The organism is Roseinatronobacter bogoriensis DSM 18756 (assembly GCF_004366635.1).
Classification (GTDB): Bacteria; Pseudomonadota; Alphaproteobacteria; order Rhodobacterales; family Rhodobacteraceae; genus Roseinatronobacter; species Roseinatronobacter bogoriensis.
The window spans coordinates 151606-178224 of record NZ_SORN01000001.1 but is presented as its reverse complement, the minus strand read 5'-3'; the positions used below and the strand labels follow the sequence as shown (position 1 = coordinate 178224).

At 60.6% G+C, this 26619-nt stretch carries 23 protein-coding genes and 1 tRNA gene; 14 read left to right on the top strand and 10 right to left on the bottom strand.

All coding sequences use genetic code 11. The features are described from left to right. Positions 1 to 2: 2 nt before the first annotated feature. The 8 genes from EV660_RS00795 to EV660_RS00765 all read left to right on the top strand — a co-directional run bounded on the left by EV660_RS00795 (position 3) and on the right by EV660_RS00765 (position 10706). Complete coding sequence (locus EV660_RS00795; protein ID WP_071481812.1) at positions 3 to 1196, top strand: MFS transporter; 1194 nt, start codon at positions 3 to 5, stop codon at positions 1194 to 1196. Positions 1197 to 1231: 35 nt separating this feature from the next. Beyond that, positions 1232 to 1305, top strand: a tRNA-Gly gene (locus tag EV660_RS00790). Positions 1306 to 1368: 63 nt separating this feature from the next. Beyond that, positions 1369 to 2268 (top strand): polyphosphate kinase 2, encoded by a 900-nt coding sequence (gene ppk2, locus EV660_RS00785; protein WP_221232218.1) that lies wholly within the window; start codon positions 1369 to 1371, stop codon positions 2266 to 2268. 196 nt (positions 2269 to 2464) lie between these two features. After that, positions 2465 to 3133 carry an ABC transporter ATP-binding protein gene (locus EV660_RS00780; protein WP_071481813.1) on the top strand — a complete coding sequence of 223 codons (669 nt, stop codon included), beginning with the start codon at positions 2465 to 2467 and terminating at the stop codon, positions 3131 to 3133. Then, on the top strand, positions 3130 to 5517 hold the full coding sequence (locus EV660_RS00775) for an ABC transporter permease (protein ID WP_071481814.1): 2388 nt from the start codon (positions 3130 to 3132) through the stop codon (positions 5515 to 5517). Before EV660_RS00780 ends, EV660_RS00775 begins: the two co-directional genes overlap by 4 nt. Before the next feature lie 446 nt (positions 5518 to 5963). Next, positions 5964 to 7982, top strand: a complete 2019-nt coding sequence (locus tag EV660_RS00770) for an NADPH-dependent 2,4-dienoyl-CoA reductase (RefSeq protein WP_071482349.1) — start codon at positions 5964 to 5966, stop codon at positions 7980 to 7982. A gap of 11 nt (positions 7983 to 7993) precedes the next feature. Then, complete coding sequence (locus EV660_RS18810) at positions 7994 to 8185, top strand: hypothetical protein (RefSeq protein ID WP_100319211.1); 192 nt, start codon at positions 7994 to 7996, stop codon at positions 8183 to 8185. Positions 8186 to 8219: 34 nt separating this feature from the next. After that, positions 8220 to 10706, top strand: a complete 2487-nt coding sequence (locus EV660_RS00765) for a GcvT family protein (protein ID WP_071481815.1) — start codon at positions 8220 to 8222, stop codon at positions 10704 to 10706. Positions 10707 to 10805: 99 nt separating this feature from the next. Here the strand turns inward: EV660_RS00765 and EV660_RS00760 are convergent, their stop codons facing one another. Then, on the bottom strand, positions 10806 to 11579 hold the full coding sequence (locus tag EV660_RS00760; RefSeq protein ID WP_071481816.1) for a DeoR/GlpR family DNA-binding transcription regulator: 774 nt from the start codon (positions 11577 to 11579) through the stop codon (positions 10806 to 10808). Between the two features lie 352 nt (positions 11580 to 11931). Here EV660_RS00760 and ggt point away from each other — a divergent pair, with 352 nt between their 5' ends. Beyond that, complete coding sequence (gene ggt / locus EV660_RS00755; RefSeq protein ID WP_071481817.1) at positions 11932 to 13722, top strand: gamma-glutamyltransferase; 1791 nt, start codon at positions 11932 to 11934, stop codon at positions 13720 to 13722. 34 nt (positions 13723 to 13756) lie between these two features. Here the strand turns inward: ggt and EV660_RS00750 are convergent, their stop codons facing one another. From EV660_RS00750 to cobU, 6 genes are all read right to left on the bottom strand, one after another. Next, positions 13757 to 14893, bottom strand: a complete 1137-nt coding sequence (locus EV660_RS00750; protein WP_071481818.1) for an LBF_2804 family protein — start codon at positions 14891 to 14893, stop codon at positions 13757 to 13759. A 60-nt stretch (positions 14894 to 14953) separates the two neighbouring features. After that, positions 14954 to 15970: an AI-2E family transporter gene (locus EV660_RS00745; protein WP_071481819.1), complete on the bottom strand. Its 1017-nt coding sequence runs from the start codon at positions 15968 to 15970 to the stop codon at positions 14954 to 14956. A gap of 79 nt (positions 15971 to 16049) precedes the next feature. Then, complete coding sequence (locus tag EV660_RS00740) at positions 16050 to 16667, bottom strand: hypothetical protein (RefSeq protein ID WP_071481820.1); 618 nt, start codon at positions 16665 to 16667, stop codon at positions 16050 to 16052. 93 nt (positions 16668 to 16760) lie between these two features. After that, a complete protein-coding gene (gene cobS, locus EV660_RS00735) occupies positions 16761 to 17531 on the bottom strand; it encodes an adenosylcobinamide-GDP ribazoletransferase (RefSeq protein ID WP_071481821.1) in 771 nt (256 codons plus the stop codon). Beyond that, entirely contained in the window at positions 17528 to 18535 is a 1008-nt protein-coding gene (cobT, locus tag EV660_RS00730) for a nicotinate-nucleotide--dimethylbenzimidazole phosphoribosyltransferase (protein WP_071481822.1), read from the bottom strand. The genes cobS and cobT overlap by 4 nt, the downstream gene beginning before the upstream one ends. Continuing rightward, the gene (gene cobU, locus EV660_RS00725; protein WP_071481823.1) at positions 18532 to 19038 is read right to left on the bottom strand and encodes a bifunctional adenosylcobinamide kinase/adenosylcobinamide-phosphate guanylyltransferase; all 507 of its coding nucleotides are present in this window, start codon (positions 19036 to 19038) and stop codon (positions 18532 to 18534) included. Before cobU ends, cobT begins: the two co-directional genes overlap by 4 nt. 68 nt (positions 19039 to 19106) lie before the next feature. On the opposite strand from cobU, the gene EV660_RS00720 reads away from it, so the two are divergent. The 4 genes from EV660_RS00720 to EV660_RS00705 all read left to right on the top strand — a co-directional run bounded on the left by EV660_RS00720 (position 19107) and on the right by EV660_RS00705 (position 22475). Next, a complete protein-coding gene (locus EV660_RS00720; protein WP_071481824.1) occupies positions 19107 to 19688 on the top strand; it encodes a histidine phosphatase family protein in 582 nt (193 codons plus the stop codon). Next, positions 19685 to 20485 carry a hypothetical protein gene (locus EV660_RS00715; protein WP_071481825.1) on the top strand — a complete coding sequence of 267 codons (801 nt, stop codon included), beginning with the start codon at positions 19685 to 19687 and terminating at the stop codon, positions 20483 to 20485. The genes EV660_RS00720 and EV660_RS00715 overlap by 4 nt, the downstream gene beginning before the upstream one ends. Then, positions 20482 to 21420, top strand: a complete 939-nt coding sequence (gene cbiB, locus EV660_RS00710; RefSeq protein ID WP_071481826.1) for an adenosylcobinamide-phosphate synthase CbiB — start codon at positions 20482 to 20484, stop codon at positions 21418 to 21420. Before EV660_RS00715 ends, cbiB begins: the two co-directional genes overlap by 4 nt. A gap of 257 nt (positions 21421 to 21677) precedes the next feature. Beyond that, a complete protein-coding gene (locus tag EV660_RS00705; RefSeq protein ID WP_134013865.1) occupies positions 21678 to 22475 on the top strand; it encodes a hypothetical protein in 798 nt (265 codons plus the stop codon). 96 nt (positions 22476 to 22571) lie between these two features. On the opposite strand, the gene EV660_RS00700 is transcribed toward EV660_RS00705, so the two are convergent. Then, on the bottom strand, positions 22572 to 22829 hold the full coding sequence (locus tag EV660_RS00700) for a DUF2312 domain-containing protein (RefSeq protein WP_071482350.1): 258 nt from the start codon (positions 22827 to 22829) through the stop codon (positions 22572 to 22574). 228 nt (positions 22830 to 23057) lie between these two features. On the opposite strand from EV660_RS00700, the gene hpaR reads away from it, so the two are divergent. Further along, positions 23058 to 23558 carry a homoprotocatechuate degradation operon regulator HpaR gene (gene hpaR, locus EV660_RS00695; protein WP_157798960.1) on the top strand — a complete coding sequence of 167 codons (501 nt, stop codon included), beginning with the start codon at positions 23058 to 23060 and terminating at the stop codon, positions 23556 to 23558. Between the two features lie 430 nt (positions 23559 to 23988). Here hpaR and EV660_RS00690 read toward each other — a convergent pair whose 3' ends face one another. Continuing rightward, a complete protein-coding gene (locus EV660_RS00690) occupies positions 23989 to 25803 on the bottom strand; it encodes a hypothetical protein (RefSeq protein ID WP_071481829.1) in 1815 nt (604 codons plus the stop codon). Next, the gene (locus tag EV660_RS00685) at positions 25787 to 26440 is read right to left on the bottom strand and encodes an ABC transporter ATP-binding protein (protein ID WP_071481830.1); all 654 of its coding nucleotides are present in this window, start codon (positions 26438 to 26440) and stop codon (positions 25787 to 25789) included. Before EV660_RS00685 ends, EV660_RS00690 begins: the two co-directional genes overlap by 17 nt. Between the last annotated feature and the right edge of the window lie 179 nt (positions 26441 to 26619).

The following is a 26619-nucleotide window of genomic DNA, read 5'->3' as shown; positions in this document are numbered from 1 at the left end:
CAATGAGCCTGAGCGCCACCTCTCCTGCTGCCCGGACAAGCTGGCTGGTGCTGGTCGCAATCAGTTTGTGCCACATGATCAATGACATCATGCAAAGCCTTCTGGCCGCGATCTACCCGCTTCTGGCGCTCGAATTCGACCTCAGCTTCTGGCAGATCGGGCTGATGACCTTTGCCTTTCAGGTCACGGCCTCGCTTCTGCAACCCCTTGTCGGGCTGGTGACCGACCGCCGCCCGATGCCACAGTCGCTGCCTGTGGGCATGGGGTCCACGCTGTGCGGGCTGATACTGCTGGCCTATGCCGACAGCTATGGCGGGCTGTTGATGGGCGCGATGCTGATCGGCATTGGATCGGCCGTGTTTCACCCGGAATCCAGCCGCATTGCGCGGCTGGCCTCTGGCGGCAAGTACGGCACGGCCCAATCCCTGTTTCAGGTCGGCGGAAATTTCGGCTCGGCGCTGGGGCCGTTGCTGGCGGCCTTTATCGTGGTGCCACTCGGGCGCCCCAGTGTCGCGGCTTTCGCCATCATGGCGTTGATCGGCATGGTCATCCTGAACCGTGTGGGGCTATGGTATGGCACGCTGACGCGCGCCAGTGCCGGCAATGCGCGGCTGACACAGACACATGGTCTGGCGCGCAACCGCGTTATCTGGGCGATCGTGGTGCTGGCCATCCTGACCTTCAGCAAAAACGCCTATACCGCCAGTATTGCCAGCTATTACACATTCTTCCTGATCGACCGTTTTGATCTGGGCATCGTGCCTGCGCAGCAAATGCTGTTTCTGTTTCTGGCTGCCTCTGCGGCGGGGGTCATGCTGGGCGGCTTGATCGGCGACCGCTTTGGCCCATTGGTCGTGATCTGGGCCTCAATCGTGGGCGTGTTGCCCTTCACGCTGATGCTGCCTTATGTCGGGCTGGGCATGACTGCGATTTTGTCTGTCGTGATCGGGGTCATCATCGCCTCGGCCTTTCCGGCGATTGTGGTCTATGCACAAACGCTGCTTCCGGGGCGCGTCGGGCTGGTGGCGGGCATCTTTTTCGGCTTCGCTTTCGGCATGGGGGGCATTGCCGCCGCTGTTCTGGGTGTGATGGCGGATTCGCGTGGGATTGCATGGGTCTATCAAGCTTGCGCCTTTCTGCCCTTGCTTGGGCTTTTGACGATTTTCCTGCCCAGTCAAGCCGCCCTCAGGTCTTGACCCGCGCGCGGGCTGCTGCTAGTGCACATCGCAACGCGGGCGTTGTGTAGTGGTAAGACCTCAGCCTTCCAAGCTGATGACGCGGGTTCGATTCCCGCCGCCCGCTCCAGAATCTCTTGCATCGTGAACGATTTGCCCTTTTGCTGAACAGATCAGCATGAGAGAGGCGCTTATGAGTTCAATTCCAATGCCCTTCAACGGACATGTCACAGCCTTCCTCACACAGCAGGCACCAGAGGAATTGCGCCAGACCGTGGAAACAGCGCGCAAACGCGACACATTGGCGGGAAGCTACCCCTATCCGCGCTGGATGAAGAAATCCGACTATCTGGATGCGCTTGCCCCGCTGCAATTCGAACTGGCGAAATTGCAGCACTGGCTTGCCGACACTGAACAGCGCGTGATCGTCGTCTTTGAAGGGCGCGACACTGCGGGCAAATCTGGTGCCATAAATCGTATTACCGAGGTGACAAACCCCCGCGTCGTACGGGTCGAGGCATTGCCAAAACCCACCGACCGGCAGCAGCGCGAATGGTTCTTTCAGCGCTATGTCGAGCGGCTGCCTGCAGGGGGCGAGATGGTGCTCTTTGACCGCTCTTGGTACAACCGCGCCGTGATCGAGCATGTTTTCGGTTTCTGCACCCCGGACCAGCGCACGCGCTTCTTTCAGCAATTGCCCGAATTCGAACGCATTCTGGTTGGCGACGGCGTGCATCTGATCAAGATCTGGCTGAACGTGTCGCGCGCCGAACAGCTTCGTCGCCTTCTGGCGCGCGAAAACAACGAAATGCGCCACTGGAAGCTCTCGCGCATCGACATCGAGGGGCTGGAGAAATGGGACAGCTATACCCATGCCATCGCCGAGACATTCGAGCGCACGCATACAATGCACGCGCCCTGGACGGTCATCCGCTCGGAAGACAAATATCGCGCCCGGCTGGCCGTTCTACAGCACATCCTCGGCACGCTGCCTTATGCGTTGAAGGACGCTGACAACATCCCCCCGCCCGACCCCAGCATTTGCGGCACCCCGGCAATATGGGACGCGGAATTATGGGATGATGGCAGTTGATGCCGGTGTGACCTGTGCGCGCCAAATCTGGTGAACCTGCCATTCTTCATTTTCTTGCTTAAAATACTCAAAAAGGCAGGCCATGCGCGCTGTTTTTGCATGAGAGCGGCGCGGGCAGCGTCTTTTTCTGACGTACTGCGCATGCAAGCTGGAATCCGGCGCAGCAAAACCTAGACTGTCCCTTACAGGAGAGCCAATGACAGCGCTGACACTTCAGGAGATATGCAAGAGTTTTGACACGGCCGAGGGCAAGGTCGCGGTGTTGAAATCCGTCTCGCTGCGCCTTGAGATGGGGCAATCGCTGGCGCTGACCGGCGAAAGCGGCAGTGGCAAGTCAACCCTGTTGCACATTGCAGCAGGGTTGGAACACCCGGATTCGGGCCGGGTAATGGTCGGGGCGGATGATATGACCGCAATGGGCGACTCAGGGCGGGCGCGTCTGCGCCGCGGGCAGGTCGGGTTGATCTTTCAGCAGTTCAACCTGATCCCGTCCTTGAATGTTGCGGCCAATCTGGGGTTTCAGGCCCGGTTGGCGGGGGTGCATGACGCCGCCTTTGTGACCGAGTTGGCCGCGCGGCTGGGCCTTGACGCGCTGATGCGGCGCTACCCCGAACAGCTTTCGGGCGGGCAGCAACAGCGTGTGGCCATCGGGCGTTGCCTTGCCGCGCGCCCTGCCCTTGTGCTGGCGGATGAACCCACCGGCAATCTGGACGAAGCCACAGGCGATCAGGTGCTGGACCTCATGCTGCGCCTGACCGCCGAGGCAGGTGCCGCATTGCTTCTGGTCACGCATTCAGAGCGTCTTGCCGCGCGTTGCGATACGCGTGCGCATCTGCGCGCGGGTCAGATTGCGGCGGCGCAATGACGCGTGCTGCCCTCTCGGCGCTGCTGTCGCATTGGCGCGGCAATCCGCTGCAACTGGTCATGTTGCTTGCGGGGCTGGCGCTTGCGACAGCGCTATGGTCTGGCGTTCAGGCCCTGAATGCCGAGGCCCGTTCAGCCTATAGCACAGCGGAGGGCCTGCTGTCCGAAGGTGGGGCCGCGCGGCTGGAACACCCTTCCGGCCAGATAGATCAGGCAGAATTTGCGCGGTTGCGCCGCGCTGGCTGGCAAGTCTCGCCGGTGATTGAGGGGCGCGCGGCTTTGGGCACGGGTCGGGTGACGGTTCTGGGGATTGATCCGCTCAGCGCCGAAGCAAGCGTCGGGGCCGCCCTTGCCGCATCGGATCTGGAGGGGTTTTTCAACGGGCTAGGATTCGCACATCCGCAAACGCTGGCGGAAATCGGGCCGACCGATCAGCCGTTGCGCGCGACCCCAGCCGTGCCGGTTGGCACAGTGCTGGTTGACCTTGCAACGGCCGAAACGCTTTTGGGTACAGGTGGCCACATCACACGCCTCAACCTGTCACTGGCTCAGCCCGATGGGCTGCAACCGCTCGAAACGCTTGTCCCAGATTTGCGGCTGATCGCCCCTGAGGATGGAGTCGAGCTGTCAGGGCTGACCGACAGCTTTCATCTGAACCTGACTGCCTTTGGGCTTCTGGCCTTTGCTGTGGGGTTGTTTATCGTGCATTCCGCCGTCGGCTTGGCATTCGAGCAGCGCCGCGCCATGTTCCGCACCCTTCGCGCCCTTGGTCTGCCGTTGCGCAGCCTGACCGCCTGTCTGGCCGGCGAGATGGTGCTGTTTGCACTGATTTCGGGGACTGTGGGGCTGGGGATAGGCTATCTGCTGGCGTCGGCCCTGTTGCCGAATGTTGCCCTGACGCTGCGCGGGTTATACGGCGCACCTGTCCCCGGCAGCTTGCAATTTGACCCGCTCTGGGCCTTGGCGGGGCTGGGGATGACATTGGCAGGCACCGCACTGGCAGGGGCGCAGGCCTTGTGGCGGCTGTGGCATATGCCGATACTCGCACCAGCGCAGCCGCGCGCCTGGGCGCATGCCTCGGGCCGGACAATGCGCTTGCAAGCCGGTGTTGCGCTGGCCCTGGCCTGCCTTGCGGCCGTCCTTGCCCTGACAGGCACCGGGCTGGTTGCAGGTTTCACACTGCTGGCGGCAACCCTGCTGGCGGCGGCGCTGGCAGTTCCGCTGGTTCTGGCCGCCGTGTTGGCGGGGGCCGCGCGCATATCGCGCACGCCGGTTGCGCAGTGGTTCTGGGCTGACAGCCGCCAGAACCTGCCGCGCCTGTCGCTGGCATTGATGGCGCTAATGCTGGCCCTGTCGGCCAATATCGGGGTGGGTACGATGGTTGCCAGCTTTCGCGCGACATTCATTGACTGGCTGGACCTGCGCCTTGTGGCCGAGGTCAATGTCCTGCCTCGCAGCCCGTCCGAGGCCGAGGCCCTGCACGCGTTCCTGACCCCGCGCGCCGATGCGATCCTGCCCATGCAGCGCATTGATGCAACGCTTGGCGGCCAGCCGGGGCAGATCTATGCGATGAAGGATCACAGCACTTTTCGCGACAATTGGCCATTGATTGACCCTGTCGCCAATGTCTGGGACCGGCTGGCGGCGGGCGAAGGGGTGCTGGTCAATGAACAGCTTTACCGGCGCGCAGGGCTTGCACCCGGCACCTCAATGCTGGAGTTGCCCAATATCGGCCCCCTGCCGGTGCTAGGCGCTTATCCTGACTACGGAAACCCTCTGGCGCAGGCGGTTGTCTCGCTGGACAGGTTTGCAGCGGCCTATCCCGAAACGCCCATCCGACAATTTGCCATCAGAACCGAGGACACGCCCGGACTGATGGCGGCGCTTCAGGATGATTTCGGCCTGCCAAGCGTCCAGATCACTGATCAGGCACAGGCCAAAGAGCTGTCCTTGACCATATTCGAGCGGACATTCCTGATTACGCGAGCGCTGAATGTCCTGACCCTTTCGGTGGCGGCGCTGGCCCTGTTTGCAGCCCTTGTCACCCTGTCCGGGATGCGGCTGGCGCAACTGGCCCCGCTCTGGGCGCTGGGGCTGACAACAAGGCATCTGGCCGCGCTGGAACTGGGCCGCGCGCTGGCCCTTGGCCTGATGACGATGGTGCTTGCGCTGCCGGTCGGGTTGTTGCTGGCACAGGTGCTGTTATCGGTCATCAATGTGCAGGCTTTTGGCTGGCGTTTGCCTATGCAGGTTTTCCCGGCTGACTGGGCAAGGCTGGGGCTATGGGCCAGTCTGGCCGTGCTGGCTGCGGCGGCTATTCCCGCGTTGCGGCTGTGGCGCAGGGGTGCTGCACAATTGCTGCAGGTCTTTGCGCATGAACGCTAGGTGCTCGCCACCTTATATCTGAGCCTCGCTGCCCTTCAGTCGTCGGATCGGCGGAACAGTAACGTTGCGAGGGGCGGTTGTGCGGGACTATCCCGCCGCTCGATTGCTTTCCGCGCGGAATAAAGGCCGAAGGCCGCCGCGCATCGCCGGGCCGCCCCCTCGGCACGGCGATTGGGCTGCCACCAGCGCAAAGATCTGATCTTGCGAGGATTTGGCCAGCATAAAGCGTTACAGATTCAACCGTGGACCGCCGCACCGCGGCCCGACGCTGCGCGGCTTGTCGAAACCATCCACCGGCGGCAAAGCCCTCCAAGCCGTTATCGGACACCCCCCCCTTCGCTGTCTTGCGCCAGCCAACGCCGCGTCAAACCAGAATGACGCGGCGTCTTGCGTGACAGGGCGGCACAGGGGCGCGTATCTCTGGCATGAATGTTCAGGAGGAAACCATGACCCATTACCCCCATCTGCTTGCCCCGCTTGATCTGGGCTTTACCACGCTGAAAAACCGCGTGCTGATGGGGTCCATGCATACCGGGCTGGAAGAGCGCGGCGACTGGAACCGTGTGGCCGAATATTATGCCGCGCGCGCACGCGGCGGTGTGGCGCTGATGGTCACCGGGGGCATGGCCCCCAACCCGGAGGGCGGCGTTTTTCCCGGCGCGGCGGGTCTGTACACCCCGCAAGACATTGAGAACCATCGGCTGGTCACCGATCGTGTCCATGCCGAGGGCGGCAAGATTGCCATGCAAATTCTGCATGCTGGCCGCTATGCCTATGGCCCCGATTGCGTGGCCCCCTCGGCGCTGAAATCCCCGATCTCGCCCTTCAAGCCGCGCGCGCTGGATGAGGCAGGCATCGAGAAACAGATCACAGATATTGTCACCGCTGCCGAACGTGCCCGCGAGGCAGGGTATGACGGGGTCGAGGCGATGGGCTCGGAAGGGTATTTCATCAACCAATTCCTTTGCGCGGCCACCAACCAGCGCGATGACCGTTGGGGGGGCAGCTATGCAAACCGGATGCGCCTGCCTGTCGAGATCGTGTCCCGTGTGCGCAAGGCGGTCGGGCCTGATTTCATCCTGATCTATCGTATCTCGCTGATCGACCTGATCCCCGGCGGCCAGAGCTTTGACGAAGTAACTGAACTTGCCAAGGCTGTTGAAGCTGCTGGCGCGACGATACTGAACACCGGCATTGGCTGGCATGAAGCGCGCGTGCCGACGATTGCCACCTCTGTCCCGCGTGCGGCATGGGCTTGGGTGACACAGAAGCTGATGGGCAAGGTGGGCATTCCGCTGATCACCTCGAACCGGATCAATACGCCCGATCTGGCCGAAACCCTGCTGGCACAAGGGGCCGCAGATATGGTGTCGATGGCGCGGCCCTTTCTGGCAGACCCCAATTTCGTGGCCAAGGCGGCCTTGGGACAGGCAGACCGGATCGCGCCCTGTATCGCCTGCAATCAGGCCTGCCTCGACCATACATTTCAGGGCAAGGTATCGTCTTGCCTCGTCAACCCGCGCGCCTGCCATGAAACCGAATTGCGCTACGACCCCGCCGCCACGCCCAAGACCATCGCCGTTATTGGCGCTGGACCGGCCGGGCTGATGGCAGCCTTGGTCGCGGATCAGCGCGGCCATGATGTGACCATGTTCGAAGGCGAAGGGCAGCTTGGCGGACAATTGAACATGGCGCGCATGATCCCCGGCAAGGAAGAATTTCACGGGCTGGTGCAGTGGTTCGAGGGCGAAGTCGCGCGCTCGGGTATTGAATTGCGCCTGAACACCCGCGCGAAGGCGCAGGATCTGGAAGGGTTTGACGAGGTGATCGTCGCCACAGGTGTCAGCCCGCGTGACCCGCAGATCGAAGGGCAGGATGCGCCACATGTGCTGCGCTACATTGATGTGCTGAAAGGCAAGGCCCCGGTCGGCGCGCGGGTTCTGGTGGTGGGGGCTGGCGGCATCGGCTTTGATGTGTCGGAATATCTGGTCCATGAGGGAGAGAGCGCCACCGAGGATCTGGCCCTGTGGCAGCGCGAGTGGGGGGTGACGGACCCTGCCGATGCGCCGGGCGGCTTGGCCCCCGCAGGGCCGCAGCCCGAACGCCCTGCCCGGTCAGTCACATTGGTGCAGCGCAAGGCAGGCAAACCCGGCAAAGGACTGGGCAAGACAACTGGATGGATTCACCGTGCGGCCCTGGCGGCAAAGAATGTGCGCATGATCGGCGGATTGGAATACCGCAAGATCACGCCAGAGGGGTTACTGGTGCTGCGCGACGGGAAAGAAGAGCTGCTGGAAGCCGATACGATTGTTCTGTGCACAGGGCAGGACCCCTTGCGCGATCTGGCCAGCGCGCTGGAAGATGCAGGCCGCGCGGTTCATGTCATCGGGGGCGCGGATGTGGCTGCCGAACTGGACGCGAAACGCGCGATTGATCAGGCGGCGCGACTGGCGGCAAGGCTGTAGACGCGCCCCATATGGCCCACCCGCCCACCCCCGCAGCGCGTCCCGCGCTGCTTGCCATATGGGGCGCGGGGGATTCCAATGACAACCGGAACCACGGGAAATCGGTCGTTGCGGTAAGTTCATGCCAGCTTGTTACGCAAGGTCGTTTTTCCGCCCTGTCATGTCGTGCCCGCCTGATCCTGCGCGCTGCGGATTTGTCATGACGGGCGCAGCCGCAACCCAGCCGGAGTCCTGCCAATGAAAACTCATGTAAAATCGCTTGTCGTCGGCGGTGGGGCGGTTGGCGCCTCGATCGCTTATCATCTGGCCAAAGCCGGCTGGGAGACGATGCTTCTGGAACGCGACGAGTTGACCTCTGGCTCGACCTGGCATGCCGCGGGTTTGCTGCCGCTGTTCAACATGGGATATGCGACAAGCCATATCCATGACTACAGCGTCAAATTCTACAAGACACTGGAAGCAGAGACCGGCCTGAATGCGGGTTTTTATGTCGTGGGCAATCTGCGCATGGCACAGACAAGCGAGCGCATGGATGAATACATGCTCTATGCCTCGACCGCCGAATCTGTTGGTATTCCTTATGAATGGATGACCCCTGCGCAGATCAAGGACCGCTGGCCGCTGGTGCGCACGGAAGATCTGAAAGGCGCGATCTACCACCCCACTGATGGCTATATCAACCCTGCCGATGTCACGCAGGCGATGGCCAAGGGCGCGCGCCAATTGGGCGCAGAGATCGTGCGGCGTGTTCAGGTCGATGGCTATCGCTGGACTGGCAGTGAATGGATCGTATCCTGCACCAAGATGGTCGAAAAGGGTGGCAATCTGGTACCGTCCGAGGAAACATTTGAGATTACGGCCGAACATGTTGTGACCGCGACTGGTAACCACGCCCAGCGCACCGCGCGGCTGCTGGGCATCAAGATCCCGGCCATCCCGGTCGAACATCAGTATATCGTGACCGAACCCGACCCGATGCTGGTGGAATACCGCAAGAACAACCCCGAGCACCCCGTTTTGCGCGATGCAGATGCAAAATGGTATGTACGCGAAGAACGCGGCGGCTGGATTCTTGGCCCATATGAACGCAATGCGCCCGCCTGTTTTGAATATGACGTGCCCCAAGCCTTCCGCGCTGATCTGTTCCCGCTGGATCTGGACCGGATCGAGGAAGAGTACATGTCCATGATCCACCGGATTCCCAGCTCGGAAACCGTGGGGCTGAAGGACGACTATAACGGTCCCATCTGCTACACGCCCGATGGCAACCCGCTGGTTGGCCCTGCGCCGGGCTTGCGCAACATGTGGCTGGCCGAGGGGTTCAGTTTCGGCATTACCGCCGCAGGCGGCACAGGCTATTACCTTGCGCAAATGATGGTGCAGGGCGAGGCCGAGATCGACATGGCCGCCCTTGACCCCAAGCGCTACGGGTCATGGATGACCACGGAATATGCCGCGCGCAAGAATGAAGAATGCTACGAGCATGTCTATATCCTGCACCACCCTGATGAGGAACGCGAAGCCTGCCGCCCGCTGCGCACAGCACCCTGCTATGACCGCGTAAAGGCGCAGGGCGCGCAATTTGGCTGCGTGAATGGCTGGGAGCGTCCGAATTATTACGCGCCGCAGGGCTTTGACGACCATGCCGCGCGCAGCTTCCGCCGTGGCGGCTGGTGGCAATACGCGGTTGAGGAGGCGAAAGCCATCCGCGAAGGCGTGGGCATGATTGACGCCACCGCGTTTACCAAACACCTTGTGCGCGGCCCCGGTGCGACCGCGTTTCTGGACTGGTTCACCTGTAACAAACTGCCCAAGGTCGGGCGCATCAACCTGACCTATGCGCTGACGGAAACCGGCACCACGCGCACGGAATACACGATCGTGCGTCTGGCAGAGAATGAGTATTACCTGATATCGGCAGGCGCATGGACCGCCTATGACGGGGATTACCTGCGCAAGGCCGCCGAGGACAAGATGGCCGAATTCGGTTGGATCGACATCCATGACGTGACCACGCAATGGGGCGTTTTTGCTGTGGCAGGCCCTAAATCCCGCGATCTGCTGGGCAAGCTGGTCAAGGACGCTAATCCTGCAACTGTGCTGTCGAACAAGCGTTTCCCGTGGTTGTCGATGCGCAATATTGAATTGGGCATGTGCCCTGTGCGCGCAGTGCGCGTGGCTTATACAGGGGAATTGGGCTGGGAATTGCACCACCCGATTGAAATGCAGAATTACCTGTTCGACCAGATCATGGCGGCGGGTGAGGATGTCGGCCTGAAGCTGGTAGGCGCACGTGCACAGAACTGGTTGCGGCAAGAAAAATCCTACCGTGCCTTTGGCAATGAACTTGGCCGCGACGCCACCCCGCTGGAGGCAGACCTGCCGCGCTTTATCGACATGTCAAAAGACTTTCATGGCAAGGCCGCGATGGAGCAGACAGGCATTCGCGCCAAATGCTGCACCCTGCTGATCGACGGGCCGGAAGATGCCGACCCCTGGGGCCGCGAGGCATTGTACGAGGGCGACACCAAGGTGGGCCGTCTGACATCGGGCGGGTATTCGGTAGCGTTCGGCAAATCCATCGGCATGGGCTATGTCCGCCCCGATCTGGCTGTGGAAGGCACCAAGCTGAAAGTGAAGATGCTGGACCAGCTATGGGATGCGACTGTCACCTGTGACAGCCCGTATGACCCGGCAAACGCAACGATCCGCAAGGACGTGTGAGTGAAAGGCCAGTGGCCCCGTCAGGCCACTGGCTATAAATGTCAGCAAGGGCTTCATGTAGTGGACAGGCCGCCCATTCCGCCACGAACGATCAGCCACTCATGGCGCGACGGTCTGGGCGATGCTCACCGCTGTCCCCCACCCTTCGCACTTGCGGGCCAGCTTTTCAGGCAAGGCAGCATCTGTGTAGAAGCTGTCCATATTAGCGAGTGAGGCAATGCAGGCAGGCGCGCGACGCCGGAATTTCGATTGATCCGCCACAAGAAAACTGCGCCTTGCCTGTTTCAGGATGGTCTGGCTGACCCCGACTTCCTGAATGTCATAATCCAGCATGTCGCCATCTTCATCCAGGGCCGAACAACTGATGACCGCCAGATCGAATTTGAACTGCTGAATGGCCTGCATGGTGACTGTGCCAACAAGCCCGCCATCAACCCGGCGCAACAGGCCGCCGACGACAATGATCTCGCAATTCGGGTTATCAACCAGAATATTGGCGACATTCAGGTTATTCGTCAGCACCATGATATCGCGATGCGCCAGCAATGCGCGCGCCACGGCTTCGGTTGTGGTGCCGATATTGAGGAAAAGCGAGCAGCCATTCGGAATGTCGCGCGCACAGCGCGCCGCAATCGCGGTCTTGGCGGCCTCGTTCAAATCGCGCCGGTCCTGATAGCCAATATTGGCAACGGTCGAGGGCAAGATTGCCCCACCATGAACGCGCTGCAACTTGCCCTGCTCTGCCAGATCCCCAAGATCGCGGCGGATTGTTTGCAAGGTCACATTGAAATGCGCGGCCAACGCTTCGACAGAGACACGCCCATCCCGCCGCGCGATGATCTGGATGTCGCGCAATCGGGCGGCCTGAGACATGAAATCAATCCTTGAAGTCGCAAATCTGGTTCTGATCGGCTGCGGATTTGATGCACGTTATCAGGTCAATGCAACGCATCCCAAGCGGCGCTTTTAGTCTATCTTCCATCTGCGGGCAGAGTAAAGCACGCCCGAAAGGGACGAATCCAGAAATTGACGGCAATTCACGGTGCGAAAACATGGATTTCACGCGACGCCCCATCTTTGGCATGTCACTGCGGATCACAGGCAAATCTACCATAGATTGAAAGAACATCGCCATTTGCTCGTCCCTGAGCTACAGTGATGGAATGATCCGTAGCATCGCAGATTTAGCGAAACCTACAGGCCCCCAAGACAAGGAACCTTTGCCATGTATCGTATTGCATCCACAGCTATTCTGGCCTTGGTGTCTGCGCTGCCCGTTGCGGCGCAGCAAACATCCGATATCCTTGCGCCAGAGCCTGAAACGCAGGTTATGCAGGACTTTCCGGGCCTGTCCAACGCAGCAACCGCCGCGTTGGATGCGAAGCGCGAAGGTCGGCCCGTCGAAGCAGATAACTGGATGGTAACTGCCGCGCATCCGCTTGCCGTCGAAGCAGGCGCAAAGGTTCTGCGCGAGGGCGGCAATGCCGCCGATGCGATGGTCGCAGTGCAAGCAGTTCTGGGGCTGGTAGAGCCGCAATCCTCGGGGCTTGGCGGCGGGGCATTCCTTGTCTGGTATGACGCCCAGTCCGGCGAGTTAACAACGCTGGACGCGCGTGAAACCGCGCCTTTGGCAGCCGATCCGCGCTATTTTCTGGATGAAGAAGGTGAACCGCTGAGTTTCATGACAGCTGTGGTCAGCGGGCGTTCTGTCGGCACGCCCGGCACCCCGCGCCTGATGGAAGAAGCGCATCGCCGCTGGGGTCGGTCAAACTGGCGCGGGCTGTTCACCGATGCGATAGAGCTTGCGCAGGATGGCTTCACAGTCTCGACACGCATGGCCGAGTCGGTGGCAGCAGCAGCCGAAAGCCTTGGCAGTTTTCCCGCGACAGCCGATTACTTTTTGCCCGGTGGCGCGCCCCTTACCGCCGGTGACACGCTGGTAAACGCCGATTACGCCGAGACGCTGCGCCAGATCGCGGCACAGGGAACGGCCGCGTTTTACACTGGCGAAATTGCTGCCGATATTGTGGCCGCAACCCGCACCGACGCCCTGCCCGGCCTGCTGTCGATGACCGACCTTGCGCGCTATCAGGTGATAGAGCGGCCCGCCATCTGCTATGACTATCGCGGCAACGCAGTCTGCGGCATGGGGCCACCATCCTCGGGGGCGGTGGCAATTGCGCAGATTCTTGGGAAGCTGGAAAACTTTGATCTGGGCGCGATGGACCCGCAAGATGCGCAAACCCGGCGCTTGATGGGCGATGCCACGCGCCTCGCCTTTGCCGACCGCGGCCGCTATCTGGCGGATAGTGACTTTGTGCCCGTGCCGGTCGAAGGGTTGATCGACCGCGACTATCTGGCAAGGCGCGCAGACTTACTGCGCGGCGACGATGCCCTGCCAGAGGTTTCGGCAGGCAGCCCCGAATGGGACCACGCGCAAATCTGGGGCGATGACCTGCGCCAGGAACGTCCAGCAACCTCTCACATCTCTATCGTGGACAGCGATGGAAATGTGCTGTCGATGACCACCACGATCGAAAGCGGTTTCGGGTCACGCATCTTCGTTCGCGGCTTCTTGCTGAACAATGAATTGACCGACTTTTCTTTCCGCAGCCATGCCGATGGCTGGCCCATCGCCAACCGGGTAGAGCCGGGTAAGCGCCCGCGCTCGTCCATGTCGCCCACCATCGTCCTGCGTGACGGGGTGCCTGTGCTTGCCATTGGCAGCCCCGGCGGGGCCACCATCATCGGCTTTACCGCGCAGACCATTATCGCGCATCTGGATTGGGGAATGAACGTGCAAGAAGCGGTAATGATGCCGCATCTTGTCAACAGTTTTGGCACCTATCAGATCGAGGCGGATACCTGGGCCGAGGATCTGGTGGACCCGCTGTCTGATCTGGGCTTTCAGACCAATGTGACAGCGCTGACATCGGGGCTGCACGCAATCTCGCTGGGGGACAGGCTGCAAGGCGGTGCAGATCCACGGCGCGAAGGGATTGCCTTGGGCGAATGACCTTTCGCGTTACGCGGCAATACGCTGCGCGCGGCTAGCTGCGGGTGTCCGACAGTTGCGAGATTGTCAGTGCCTTGCCGTGTTTGAATGCCTTGCGCAGCGCCTTCAGACGGGCCTCATTCAGGGCCGCGTCACAATCTTTGCAGGCGTCACGCAGTAGCGCCATTTGTTCGCGGCGCATACGGGCGCCGATCAGGCAGGACACGGTCAACACATCCAGCACACGCGCCTGCCCCGCCGCGTCAAACTCTGAAAGATGGCGGCGCATTGCGGGCCAATCCAGCGCAATATCCGCGCGAAGCCCCAGTGCAATGCGCAGCTCGTTAAGCAGATAGACCTGATTTGGATGCGCATCTTGTCCGCGTGTCAGCATTTCACCCGCCGCGTGCAAGACCACATCCCGCTCTTGCGCGGGTAGCGCGGTCGCGTCTTTGAAATGGGACTTTATCAGCATGTCCACCGCGAAGGGGCCAAGCGTGCGGACCTGCGCCTCGGACATGATCCGCCCGATGATATAGGCGTTCCACACAGCATAAAGCGGCCCTGCAAGCAGCGGGACCATGCTGCGAATAGCCGTGCGTGCGACCAGCCTGCGCAAGAAAACCCGCAAGACAAAGCTGCTGACACCAACTTTCAGTTTGTAAGCGATATTCAATGCGGTCCGCTTCCAATTTGCCACATGCGCATATGGATCAATTCCGTAGACACTGACCTGCGGGCTGGGAAACTCCAGCGCGGTGCGCGCAAGGCTATGGGCAAACAACATGCGCCCCGCATCATGCGTAATCGACAGGCCAGATTGGTAGGCGACGCGTGCAACCCCGCGCAGCGCGATGGCGTAGAGGATTCCGATCTCAACCGCGCTGACCACACCCACAAGGATGTAGAACACTGACCAGTAGCGCCACGTCTCGCGCCAGTCGGTTGCGTCCATGCCATCCAGCATGTTCTGACGCATCCAGATCTCGCTGCCGCCGATCAGCCCGCCAGAGATGACCCCCGCCAGTGCCGACAGCGCGATCACCCAGCGCGTGGTCCGGCGGATCTGGGCAATGCGCACGGACGAGGGATGATCCGCTGCGCCCTGCTTGGCGCAATGCTGCGCCAGATAATCGGCAAACTTGCGCTCCAGCAGGTTCGGCTCGGGGGTATAGGTATCGACCGCCGGCATTGCTCCCTTTCTTACATGTCTGTCCTGAATGGTCTGTCGCAGGTGACTGCCGCGCACCCCTCAGGTGACCTTCTCGCCAAGGGTGTATTCGACCCACAGCTTTTGCACCGCAACCATTGCGACAACTGTCAGCGGCGCAGCAAGGATCAGACCGACCACCCCGAACACAAGACTGAGCAGCACCTGCACCGCGATCAGAAGCGCTGGCGCCAGATTGACGGCCTTTTGCTGGATCATGGGAACAAGGATGGTCCCTTCGATATTCTGGATGATGATATAACCTGTCAGCACGATCAGCCCGGTTTGCGTGCCCTCGGAAAACCCAACAGCCACAATCGGCACGGTCGCAATCAGCGGGCCAAGAAACGGGATAAAGGTCAGCAGCGCCGTCAACACGGCAAGGGCCAGCCACAGGTCAATGCCCAGCACAAACAACCCAAGCCCGACAGTCACCCCCAGCACCGCCATGGACACAAGCTGCCCAAGGAACCACCAGCGCACGGCATAAGCCAGTGACGAAAGCGTATCCTCTGCCTTGTGTCGGGCGTTCGGCGGGATAAGGCGGATCAGGCCGCCGCGATAAAGTTGGGGGTTCGCAGCAAGGAAAAAGGTCAGCACGATAAGAATCGCAAAGCTGCTTAACGCCCCCACCGCTGACATTCCAAAGGTCATGAGATGGTCTGCCACGCTGCCCGCCGCACCGACAAAGCTGCCCTCATCGGTGTCCAGGTCGTCGATCATGGAAAGCGCGCCGCGATCCGCCAGCCATGATTGCGCCCGCTCGACAAAGTCCATCACCTCTGCGCCAAGGTCACGGAATTGCTGCGCCAGTCGGGCCGCTGACAGGCCAAAGGTGGTCAACAGGAAGGCCGCAATGCCCGCCCCGATCCCCGCAAGCGCCCAGCCCCGTGAAACCGGCAGACGCTCGGCAATGATGCGTGCAAGCCCGTCCAGACCAACCGCCAGCACAACCGCCGCGAAAACCAGAAGCAACACATCCGACAGCAGGTAGGCCAGCAAAAGCCCCCCTGCGATCAGCAATATGGTGTTTGTCTTGACTATGCGCCTTGTATCCATGCGTCATGAAACGCATCAGCACATGATGCGTTCCCTTCAGGTTTGCTCGACAAACTGCCCGATCCGAACCGGCATGACGCTATTCCTGCGTTTGCTGGCGCAAAATCCGGCTGAACTCTTCTCGTGTTTTTCCGGGTCTCATCTGGTCTGTCAGCAGGCTTTGCGACGAGAATGTCAGGTGGTCGCTGTTATCTTTTGCAATGAAGGTCTTGCTTGCCCCGACAATGCGCGAAGCCTGTCCTGCAATAGCCACAACACTGACCGTCACACTGTCGATCTGATCTGGGGTCCAGTCCTGCTTCAGGCTGATGCGGGCACGATTGACGATATCCGCAAGCGATCCGATATCGACAGTTTCACCGGGTTGCAGCGTTCCCCGATTGGTGCGCGCCAGTGGGTCTTCGACATCATCCTCGGAGATCTCGTTTCGGTCAGTGACGATCGTCCGGCTGGTGTCGCCGTTGCACGCAAGATCCGCGACAAGGCCCTGAACATAAACCGGATTGTAGCTAAGGTTCGTCACAAGGCACCGCGAGCGCGCGCCTTTGGCCGCGCCGATGTCGATATGAATCACAGTGCCGGATTGGCGCAGATGATTCAGCAAGATCAGATGCAGATAGACTGTCCAGATCAGCACCATGACCGCGTTGAGCGCGGAATCCAGAATCTGCAAGTTTTCAGCATAGAATTCCAGCATTATGAACGCGGCCCCGATGTGATCTGCCTCTCTCCCACACAACACAACGTGCCAAGAAACGTTCCTGAAAGGGGTAAGGTGCTTGCCCCCGCTTTATGGGGCCAGCACCACGCACAGCGTCAAAAGCCCTGCAAGCTCGGCCAGTTGCTGGCCCGCGCCCAGCACATCGCCGGTCTGCCCGCCCAACCTGCGCCGCGCCAATGCGCCAAGCGCGAACACCACCGCAACCTGCACGGCCAAGAGCAGCGCAAGGGCCAGTACCGGCATAGTCTGCGCCACCACCAAGGGTACCAGCGCGACCAGCGCCGCCACGCCAACGCTGCGCCAGCTGACCGATGTTGCAGAATGGCCCAGCCCATCGGTACGCGCCGCAGGCAGCAGCGCCAGCAAGGCCGCCGGAGCGACCCGGCTGAGCATCGCCATTGCCACCAGCGCCAGAACGGCGACAGACAGGTCCAGCACGGCCAGATAGACCAGCGCTTGCCAGCGCAGCGCCAGCGACAGGATCAGCGCCAGAACCCCATAGCTGCCAATGCGCGAATCGCGCATGATCTCCAGCCGCCGCTCTGGGGTGTGGCCGCCCCATAGCCCGTCAGCCAGATCGGCCAGCCCGTCTTCGTGCAGCGCCCCGCAAATGGCAATCTGCGCGCCAAGTGCCAAAAGTGCCGCCAGCGCCAGCGGCAGACCCAGCGCTGCAGCCCCCAGAAGCACCAGCGCTGCGCCCAGACCAACGGCCAGCCCGGCCAAGGGAAAGGCCCAGGCCGCCGCGCTTATGCGCGGCGCGGGGTCTGGCAACTGCCCGGCGGGCAGCCGCGTCAGCAACATGAACGCCAGCTGTATCTGCGCCAGCGCTGCGCGGATCATGCCTCGGACACTCCGGCCTCACCGAAGGTGGCCATGCCGTTATGGCACGCTAGCGCGCTGCGCAGAATGCCCAGCGCCAGTGCCGCGCCAGAACCTTCGCCAAGGCGCATGTCGAATTCCAGCACCGGCGTTTGTCCAAGTGCTGCCAGCAAACGCCGGTGACCGGGTTCGGCAGAAGCGTGGCCAACCAGACAATGCGCCAGCAAACGCGGATCGGCGGCATGCAGGCAGGCTGCCGCTGCCGTGCAGATGAACCCGTCCAGAATGACCGGAATGCGGGCCGCGCGGGCGGCCAGCACAGCGCCGCAAATCGCAGCCTGTTCGCGCCCCCCCAAGGCGGCAAGCGTGGCCATTGCCCCCTGCCCGCCATGACGGCGCAAGCCTGTCTCAATCGCTGCAATCTTGCGCCCGATACCCGCTGGATCGGACCCGGTGCCGGGGCCAACCCATTCGGCGGCACTGCCCCCGAACAGGGCGGCGGCAAGTGCTGCGGCGATGGTCGAGTTGCCGATTCCCATTTCACCCAGCACAAGAATATCTGCGCCGGTATCCACTGCTGCCGCGCCACGGTTCATTGCGTCCAGCGTTTCGGCCTCGGACATCGCAGGGGCGGTGGTGAAATCCTTGGTCGGGTTGTCCAGATCCAGCGCGATCACCTGAAGGGCGGCGCCATTGATCTGGCAAAGCTGGTTGATCGCCGCACCGCCCGCCTGAAAATTGGCCACCATCTGTGCCGTTACGGCCTGCGGGAACGGGTTTACGCCTTGCGCACAAATGCCGTGATTGCCCGCGAAGATCAGCGCCTGCGCCTGATCTATTCCGGGGCGGTCTGTGCCTTGCCATCCGGCCATGAAAATCGCCAGTTCTTCCAGACGGCCCAAGGCACCGGGGGGCTTGGTCAGGCTGTTCTGACGCGCAAGTGCGGCGTCGCGCGCGACCTGATCCGCGACAGGCAAGCTTTGCGCCAGTGCGGGAATATCGGAAAGCTGTGTAAATGGCGTCATTTCATCCTCATTGACAGTCCGGCGGCGACAAAATGCACTTCATCCGCCGCGTTTGCGACCCATTGGTTCAATCGTCCTGATGCATCTCTGAAATCGCGCGCAAGCCGGTTGTCGGGCACAATCCCCATGCCCACCTCATTGCTGACCAGCACCACGGGTGCAGTTTGCGCTGCCAGCGCCTCGATCAGCGCGCGCGCCTCTGCCTGCCAGTCCTGGTTGGCCAGCATGATATTGGTCAGCCACAAGGTCAGACAATCGACAAGGCGCGGGCTGCCATCGGTCGCGGACAAGGCCCCCACCAGATCGCGCGGTTCGGCATGGGTGCGCCACGCACTCCCTGCGCGCTGCGCCTGATGGGCTGCAATGCGCGCCTTCATCTCGTCATCCCAGGCTTGCGCCGTGGCGATATAGGTTGCGGGTTGGGCATATTGCAGGGTCCGCGCCTCGGCCAGACGGCTTTTGCCTGAACGCGCGCCACCGATATAGAGGATGATCTCGCTCATACTGCCCCTTGCCCCTTTGCTCTGCGTAAAGCAGATATGACAACTGATCGGCAAGGAGAAATGCGCGCATGCAGATGGGCACAAGGCTGTTGATGATCCGCCATGCGCCCGCGCTGCATGGTGGCGCTTTGGCTGGGCGGCGCGATGTGGCGGCGGATGTGTCGCAGACGGACCAGATCGCAGCCTTGCGCGCGCGGCTGGATGCACGCGATATATCGCAAATCCTTGTCAGCCCCGCACTGCGTTGTGTGCAGACTGCGCAGGCAATTTGGCCGGAAAATAGGGTATTTCGCCAAGATACGCGGCTCTGGGAACAGGATTTCGGCGCATGGGAAGGGGTGCCCTTCGCGGACCTGCCAGATCTGGGACCGCTGAGTTCCGAGCAATTGGCCCGGCACGCCCCCCCGGGTGGCGAAAGCTTTCTGGACCTGTGCGCACGTGTCACACCCGCGCTGCAAGAGCTTGCGCAAGGGTCTGGCTGTGTCGCGGTCATTGCCCATGCAGGTGTTGTTCGTGCGGGCCTTGCCCTTGCACTCGAAGCACAGGCCCCCGCCCTGCGTTTCGAGATTGCGCCGCTGTCAGTGACCGAGATTTCTTGCGTGGCCGGGCATGGCTGGTCGATCGCCGGGGTCAACCGGGGGGCCGAATGACGCGAACCATCCGGATCGAAGGGCATTTCGGAGAATATCTGCAAGGCAGGCTTGGGCCGGACGGACCAGTTGTGCTGGTCACGCTACCTTGCCCGCTGACAGGTGTAACGGGGCACTATAAGCCCGCAAGCAAAGGTTTGAAGCTGACCGGTGCCGGGCTGTCACGACCACAGGCGCAGCGCTTTGCTGCATCGCTGGGGGCCGCGCTGACAGGGCAGATCCGGCTGCGCGCCCATGTTGCGCCGGGTTTGGGAACCGGGGTTTCCACTGCGCGGCTTATGGCCTTGGCGCGGCTGTCGGGCTGGGATGGCCCGTCCGAAAGTCTGGCGCGCGCCTGTATTGCCTTCGAGGGCGCCTCTGACCCGCTGATGTTCGACGCGCCCGAGCGGCTGCTCTGGGCCTCTCGCATCGGCCAGATCATTCAACCCATGCCCGCACTTCCCCGACATGAGGTGATCGGCGGTATATTTGGTGCCCCGCAACGCACGGATGCGCGCGACAACAACTTTCCCGATATCAGCGATCTGGTGGCAAACTGGGCAGAGGCTGAAACTCTGACCGACTTTGCCCGTTTGGCCCGAGAAAGCGCGCGGCGCTGCCTCGCTCTGCGTGGTCCCCTGAGTGACCCGACAGATGCCCTCGCCAGCGAACTTGGCGCCCTGGGGTGGGTCATGGCGCATACAGGGGCCATGCGCGGACTGATCTTTCCACCGGGGCAAGTGCCTGAACGCGCGCGCGCCACGATGCGCGCAGCAGGTATGCGCGGTATTATCCAGTTCAAAGGGGGCAGAAGATGAGCTTTGCGGCAATGATGCTGGTCGCCCTTGCGCTGGATCTGGTCCTTGGCTGGCCCAAGGCCCTGTATGACCGGATCGGCCACCCGGTGACATGGCTGGGCGCGCTGATTGTTGCGCTGGAACGTCGCTGGAATACAAACGGCCCGTTGCGGCGTGCACGCGGCCTAGCTGTGGCTGTGCTGGTCGTAGGGTTGGCTGGACTGGTCGGGCTGGCGCTTCAATTTGCACTGCCTGCAAACTGGATTGGCATTGCCTTGGGTGGGGTTCTGGCATGGCCACTGGTTGCCATGCGGTCCATGCATGAACATGTCGCCGCCGTGCTGCACCCCTTGCAACGCGGCGATCTGCCCGCCGCGCGTCATGCTGTGTCGATGATCGTGGGGCGAGATCCTGCACTACTGGATGAACCGGGGGTCGCACGCGCAGCGCTGGAAAGTCTGGCAGAAAATACATCTGACGGGATTGTCGCGCCTGTGGTCTGGGGGGCCCTTCTGGGGCTGCCGGGCATCGCGGCCTATAAGGCAATCAATACGCTGGATTCGATGATTGGACACAAGAACGCGCGGTATCTGGAATTCGGCTGGGCCTCTGCGCGGATAGATGATCTGGCCAACCTGCTGCCCGCGCGGCTGACCGGGCTGATATTCGCCTTGGTGTCCGGCAGGTTTCGCGCAAGTCTGGCCTGTATGTGGCGCGATGCGGGGCACCACCGGTCGCCAAATGCTGGCTGGCCCGAGGCCGCGATGGCCGGCGCGCTGGAGGTGAAGTTATCCGGCCCCCGCGCCTACGGTACCGATCTGGTGCAGGAGCCTTGGGTCAACGCAGATGCCAACAATCCAGAAGCGAACGACCTGCGGCGCGGGTTGCATCTATATGCGCGCAGCATGGTTTTTCTGGCAATCGCCCTGACAGGGGTCGCAATCTGGGCCATTTAAGGGCCGATAATGTTGGCGCGCCGGGTCTGCCCCGTGACTTGTAACAGCCAAATATGACCATGAGTCCGGCGGCATTATCACTGAAAAAATAAACAATCGTCTAAATCTGGTCGGAATTGCGTCTGATTCAGGTCATATTACCATGTCATTAACTGCCAAAGTCAAAAGGCAAGAACACCATGAAAATAGCAATGCACCTGGGCGTTCATCTGACCGATGACAAAAAGGCGAGAACATGTTTGCGGGCGAATAAGCCCATGCTTGAGGCGGCTGGTATTCTCGTTCCGCGCGCAAGCAGTTACCTGAACCTGATGCGCGGTGCCGCCGGTCAGGTCGTGACGGGCGCGGAAATCCCGGATTTCGACGAGAAGCTGCGCGCCTCGGTCGAAGCGACGGATAGCACGCAGCGCCTTGTTCTGTCTGCGCCCGGACTTTTGGCAAAGCAGCACGAAGCCGTTGAGGGGAACATGTTTTACCCCGGCGCGCGGGCGCGCATCTCGGCGTTCCGAAAGCTGCTACAGGACCATGAGGTCGAGATATTTATGGCCATTCGCAACCCGGCCTCTTTCGTGCCCGCCTTGTTGCAGGACATGAAAGAGGGTGAACGCGCCGAATTGATGCAAGGCCTGAAAGGCGCTGAATTGCGCTGGTCGCACCTGATTGCCGAAATGCGCGAAACCTGGCCCGAAGCCCCGATCACCCTGTGGTGCGACGAAGATACGCCTTTCATCTGGCACCGTCTGCTGCGCCTGATTTCGGGGTATGAGCCGGAAACCGAATTCGAAAACAGTTTCGATTGGTTCGAAACCGCAATGATCGATGGCGGCGCACAAAAGCTTGCCGCCTATCTGGACGCCATGCCGCCGGTTGACGAAGCCCACCGCCAGCAAGTCATTTCCGCATTTCTGGAAAAATTCTGTGACCCGGACAAACTGGAGATTGATTTCAGCCTGACCGGATGGGACGAGACGCAGATCGATGTCATTTCGCAACTCTACGAAGATGACATCGAACTGATCCGCACAATGGAGGGGGTGCGCCTGCTTCAACCCTAGCTTTCGCCGCCTGACACCACATACATGATGACGGGATCGGGGGCGTTGCGGTCTTTCACCAGCGCGGAATCAAGGCCAAAGGCTGCCAGCCCGCAATCACTCCATGCCAAGCGCGGCCTTATACAGGTCCATCACGGCCTCTTCCTCGGCAATCTCGTCGGGCTTGCGCTTACGCAATGCAATGATCTTGCGCAGAACCTTGGTGTCATATCCGCGCCCCTTGGCTTCGGCCATAACCTCTTTCTGCTGGTCGGCGATGTCCTTTTTCTCGGCTTCGAGGTGTTCAAACCGTTCAATGAACTGGCGAAGCTCGTCTGCTGTTACGTTATAGGCATCGTTTGAAATATCGTTCATCTTGTCGCCCCTGCTCGGTTCCGTGAGTGTGGCCATGCTCTTGCCCAATCCTTCCGGCGCATGCAAGCCTTCGCTGGAACGACAGGGCGAATAGAAGCTGCCCTGCGGCTTTGCCCAAATTTTCTGAGGCCAGCCACCGCGCGCCAATATGCCGCAGCCGCAAAAAAATTTTCATTTGAAAATACGCGTAAAATTTGTATTGTCTTACAAATGCAAAAAGGGAAGCGAATGCCCAGAATCCGGAATAGCGAACTGCGCAAATTCGAGAAATCCTTGCCCATAGCCCTGTTGCGCGCCAGAGAAGCGACAACGCGGCTGTTCAAACCTTTTATCGAAAGCCATGATCTGACCATGCCGCAATGGCGAGTGTTGCGTGCATTGGCCGAAGCGGATGCGCTGGATGCCAAGACGCTGGCCGAACGCTGCGTGATCTTGCCACCATCGCTGACGCGCATATTTCGCTGCCTGACCCAGCGCGGTTTTATTGCGCAGGTCGATTGCAACGATGCCCGCCGACATATGGTCCGTTTGACAGATGAAGGGCGCGCCCTTTTCGAAGATGTGGTGCAGGAATCCGAGCCCAGCTACAAACAACTGGCCGATGCGTTTGGGCCAGAGCGGCTGGATACGCTTCTGGACCTGCTCAATGATCTGCGCAACACCGTGCAGACAATGAGCGATCCCGTTGAGGACATGCCGCCCCTGCGCAAGGTTGCAGGCGGACGCTGATCATTTTCCGTCAGGAAAACAGACTCATCGCATGGCAGCGCTTCACATTCCAAAGGGTGGATGAAGCTCCGCGAAGCGGGATCGGGTCGCCGTTCAGCTGCGCGGAGTCAAGGTCATAGGCCGCCGCGCATCGCCGGGCCGCCCCCACGGCACGGCGATTTGGCTGCCACCTGCGCAACGATTTGATCTTTCAGGGACTTGGCCAGCATAAAGCGCTAAAGAGTAAACCTTGGATCGCCGCACCGCGGCCCGACGCTACGCGGCTGTGCACCCGGCCTCGGTATGTCTGCAAAGTCCCGCAGAGCCGCCCCTCACGAAAGCATCACATAAAGCGCGGCGACCTTTCATCAGGTGGCGAACACCAGCCCCTTTTGCAAAGGGTGGATCGGCACTCCGCAATAACCGCTCATAAGTTGTTCGAGCGCGGCACCTAGCCGGAAATCTGCTCTCGCAATACGGACCCCGTCATCGAGACAAAAAGATAGATCCCAAGGAAGATGAGGAAGGCAAGCGATGAGTATTCCAGCTTGCGCGGATAGGTCGATTCATCCGATGCAACGGGTTCAACTGACAAGGCCAGATACCGAACCTGACGGCTGACCTCGACCCGGGCGGATTCCATTTGCTGCATGGCCTGCGCGCGCATCATCTCTCGGGTCTGAATCTCGGCCTCGGCCATGATCAACTGGCTTTGTGTGCGCGCCAAAGATGCGCCATCCGCTGAATCCACCGTCATCGAGCCGCGCAATTGTTCTATCTGTTCGCGCAACGCGGCTTCGCGCCGCTCCAATGGTTGTAGTCGTGCGGGGTTTGGCCGCACGTTTGAGCGCAATTCCTGCAAGCTCAGTCTGGTTTGTGTCAGTTCCGTTTCCAGCGCGCCTATCTGCTGCGACAACAGGTTCAGCTCGACCTCGCCTGACATGATGCTGAATTGTTCCTGCAACTCGACAGAGGCAAGACGCGCTTCGATCAGCTTTTGTTGCGCATCGTCCAGATTCTCTTGTGCCTCGCGCATCTGGCTGTCGCGCAGACGTTGCGTCATCATGTCGATATGTTCTTCTGCAAAGCGGATCAGCGCGCGCGCGAAGCGTTCGCTATCCTCTGGCGAGGCGGCAATCACCTCCATGCGAACAACGCCTTCTGTCGGGTCATAGCCGATCTTCACGTGCCGCTTATAGGCCTTGAACGTTGCCTCATCTGTGGCAGGGCTGGGCAAGCGGCGGATGAAGTCGATATTGTCCTGACTGAAATGCTCTCTGAAACCTTCTTCCATATCAAGGCGCAGCATCGCAGCCCGCGATTGCAGGAAGCTTTGCACAGATGCGGCCTCACTCTGGCCACCCAAGCCCATCCCGGCGGCTGAGGGAAGCATTCCCGCCATACCATTCATACCGGCCTGAGCATCGGCTTGCTGAATGATGAACTGGCTTTCGGTCGCATACATTGGTGTTGCAAGGACGTAGAAATACCAGCTGACAATGAAGGTAGGCAGGGTCACGAAGACCAGCAGGCGCGCACCTAGTAGCGCCAGCCGTTTGCGGCGGCGCTTGGCGATGTCGCGCTGAACGCGTTTCAACTCTTTCTCGCGTTCGGCGGCGATCTGGGCCATGCGATCTTGCGCATCGGCAACCGGATTCGCAGGTGCAGGTGTGCCGGGTGCTGTCCTGACCTGTGGTGCGGTCTGCGCCGGAAGTGCAACCTCGCGCCCGGGTTCAGGGGGTTCTGATTGGATCAGGTCCAGCATCGTCGAACGTGCGAACGGGTCGATGCCGCGTTGGCGCAACATCAAGACCGCTTCAAATGCTGAAGTGGGGCGAATTCCGTGCTTTTGCGCAACACGCATCGCCATGCGCAGTTGCCGCGCGGTCAACCCTTCGGCGCGAATCGCGTCGATACTGTTCAGTGTCTTGGGGCTGCCTTCATGATCCGCCATGTGGGGCGTTTCGGCAGCTTTCTGTTGCGAAGTGGCGTGTTCTTCAGCCTCGGGTCGCGGCGGTGCCGCAGTGGTTTGCGGGCTGAGAGGCCGCTTGCTGACCACAACTGGTGCGGTGGCGGCAGATTGCGCTGTGTTGCTGGCCGGTTTCACAGCCGAATCGTGGGTTTGCGCAGGTGCACTTTCTTGAATGCCCAGAGCCGCCTTTTCCGACGCGGCACTGACATCGTCGCGCGAAGATGGGGCATCCGCCGTCGTTGCAGGCGTCTGGCGCCGCAGCCGGAAACGTTGGGGTTTAGCTTGTGTAGTCATACAGTGCCTTGGCTTCCTGCAAAGTATCGAAAAAGTATAATTTTCCGTCATGCATTACGGCTGCAGAATTGCAGAATTTCGATAATATTTCCATATCATGCGACACAATTACGAGCGTCGCATATTGAAATCGTTCGCGCATGATTGCGCCAGCGCGTCGGTTGAAGGCAACATCGGTTGTAGATGGCATGCCTTCATCAATAAGGTACATGTCAAAATTCATGGCCAGCATCAGCGCAAGCGACAGGCGCGCGCGCATCCCTGTGCTGTAAGTGCCGATAGGCATATCGAAATATTCGCCAATATCGCAGAGCCAGCGACAAAACGCTTCAACTTCATCCTGATCAAGACTGTACAGCGCTGCAATATAGCGCACGTTTTCAGTCCCGGTATGCTTTGATTCAAGCCCCCCCATGAAACCAAGGGGGAAGGACACACTGCAATTGCGTTCGATTCTGCCCATATCGGGCTTCTCCAGTCCTGCCATCATATTGATGACAGTGGTTTTACCGGTGCCATTTTTGGCAAGAATGCCCAGATTCATCCCACGCCGGACAGTGAAGCTGGCGCTTTCGAGGATGACCTTGCGTTGGGTGCCCGTCCAGTAGGATTTGCTTACATTCTCGAATTCCAGCATTCTCAACAGCCTCGCCCAGATGATGGGACATTTACCGATAAGCTTGTATTTCCACACATATTACAGAAGCAATATGCGCAGATTTCGTTCAAATTGAGACGCAAATGCCGATTTTCAAAGTTTTACATGTCTCCACGGTGCGATGTGGTCTGCCTCAATGGCGCATGCCACGTGCAACC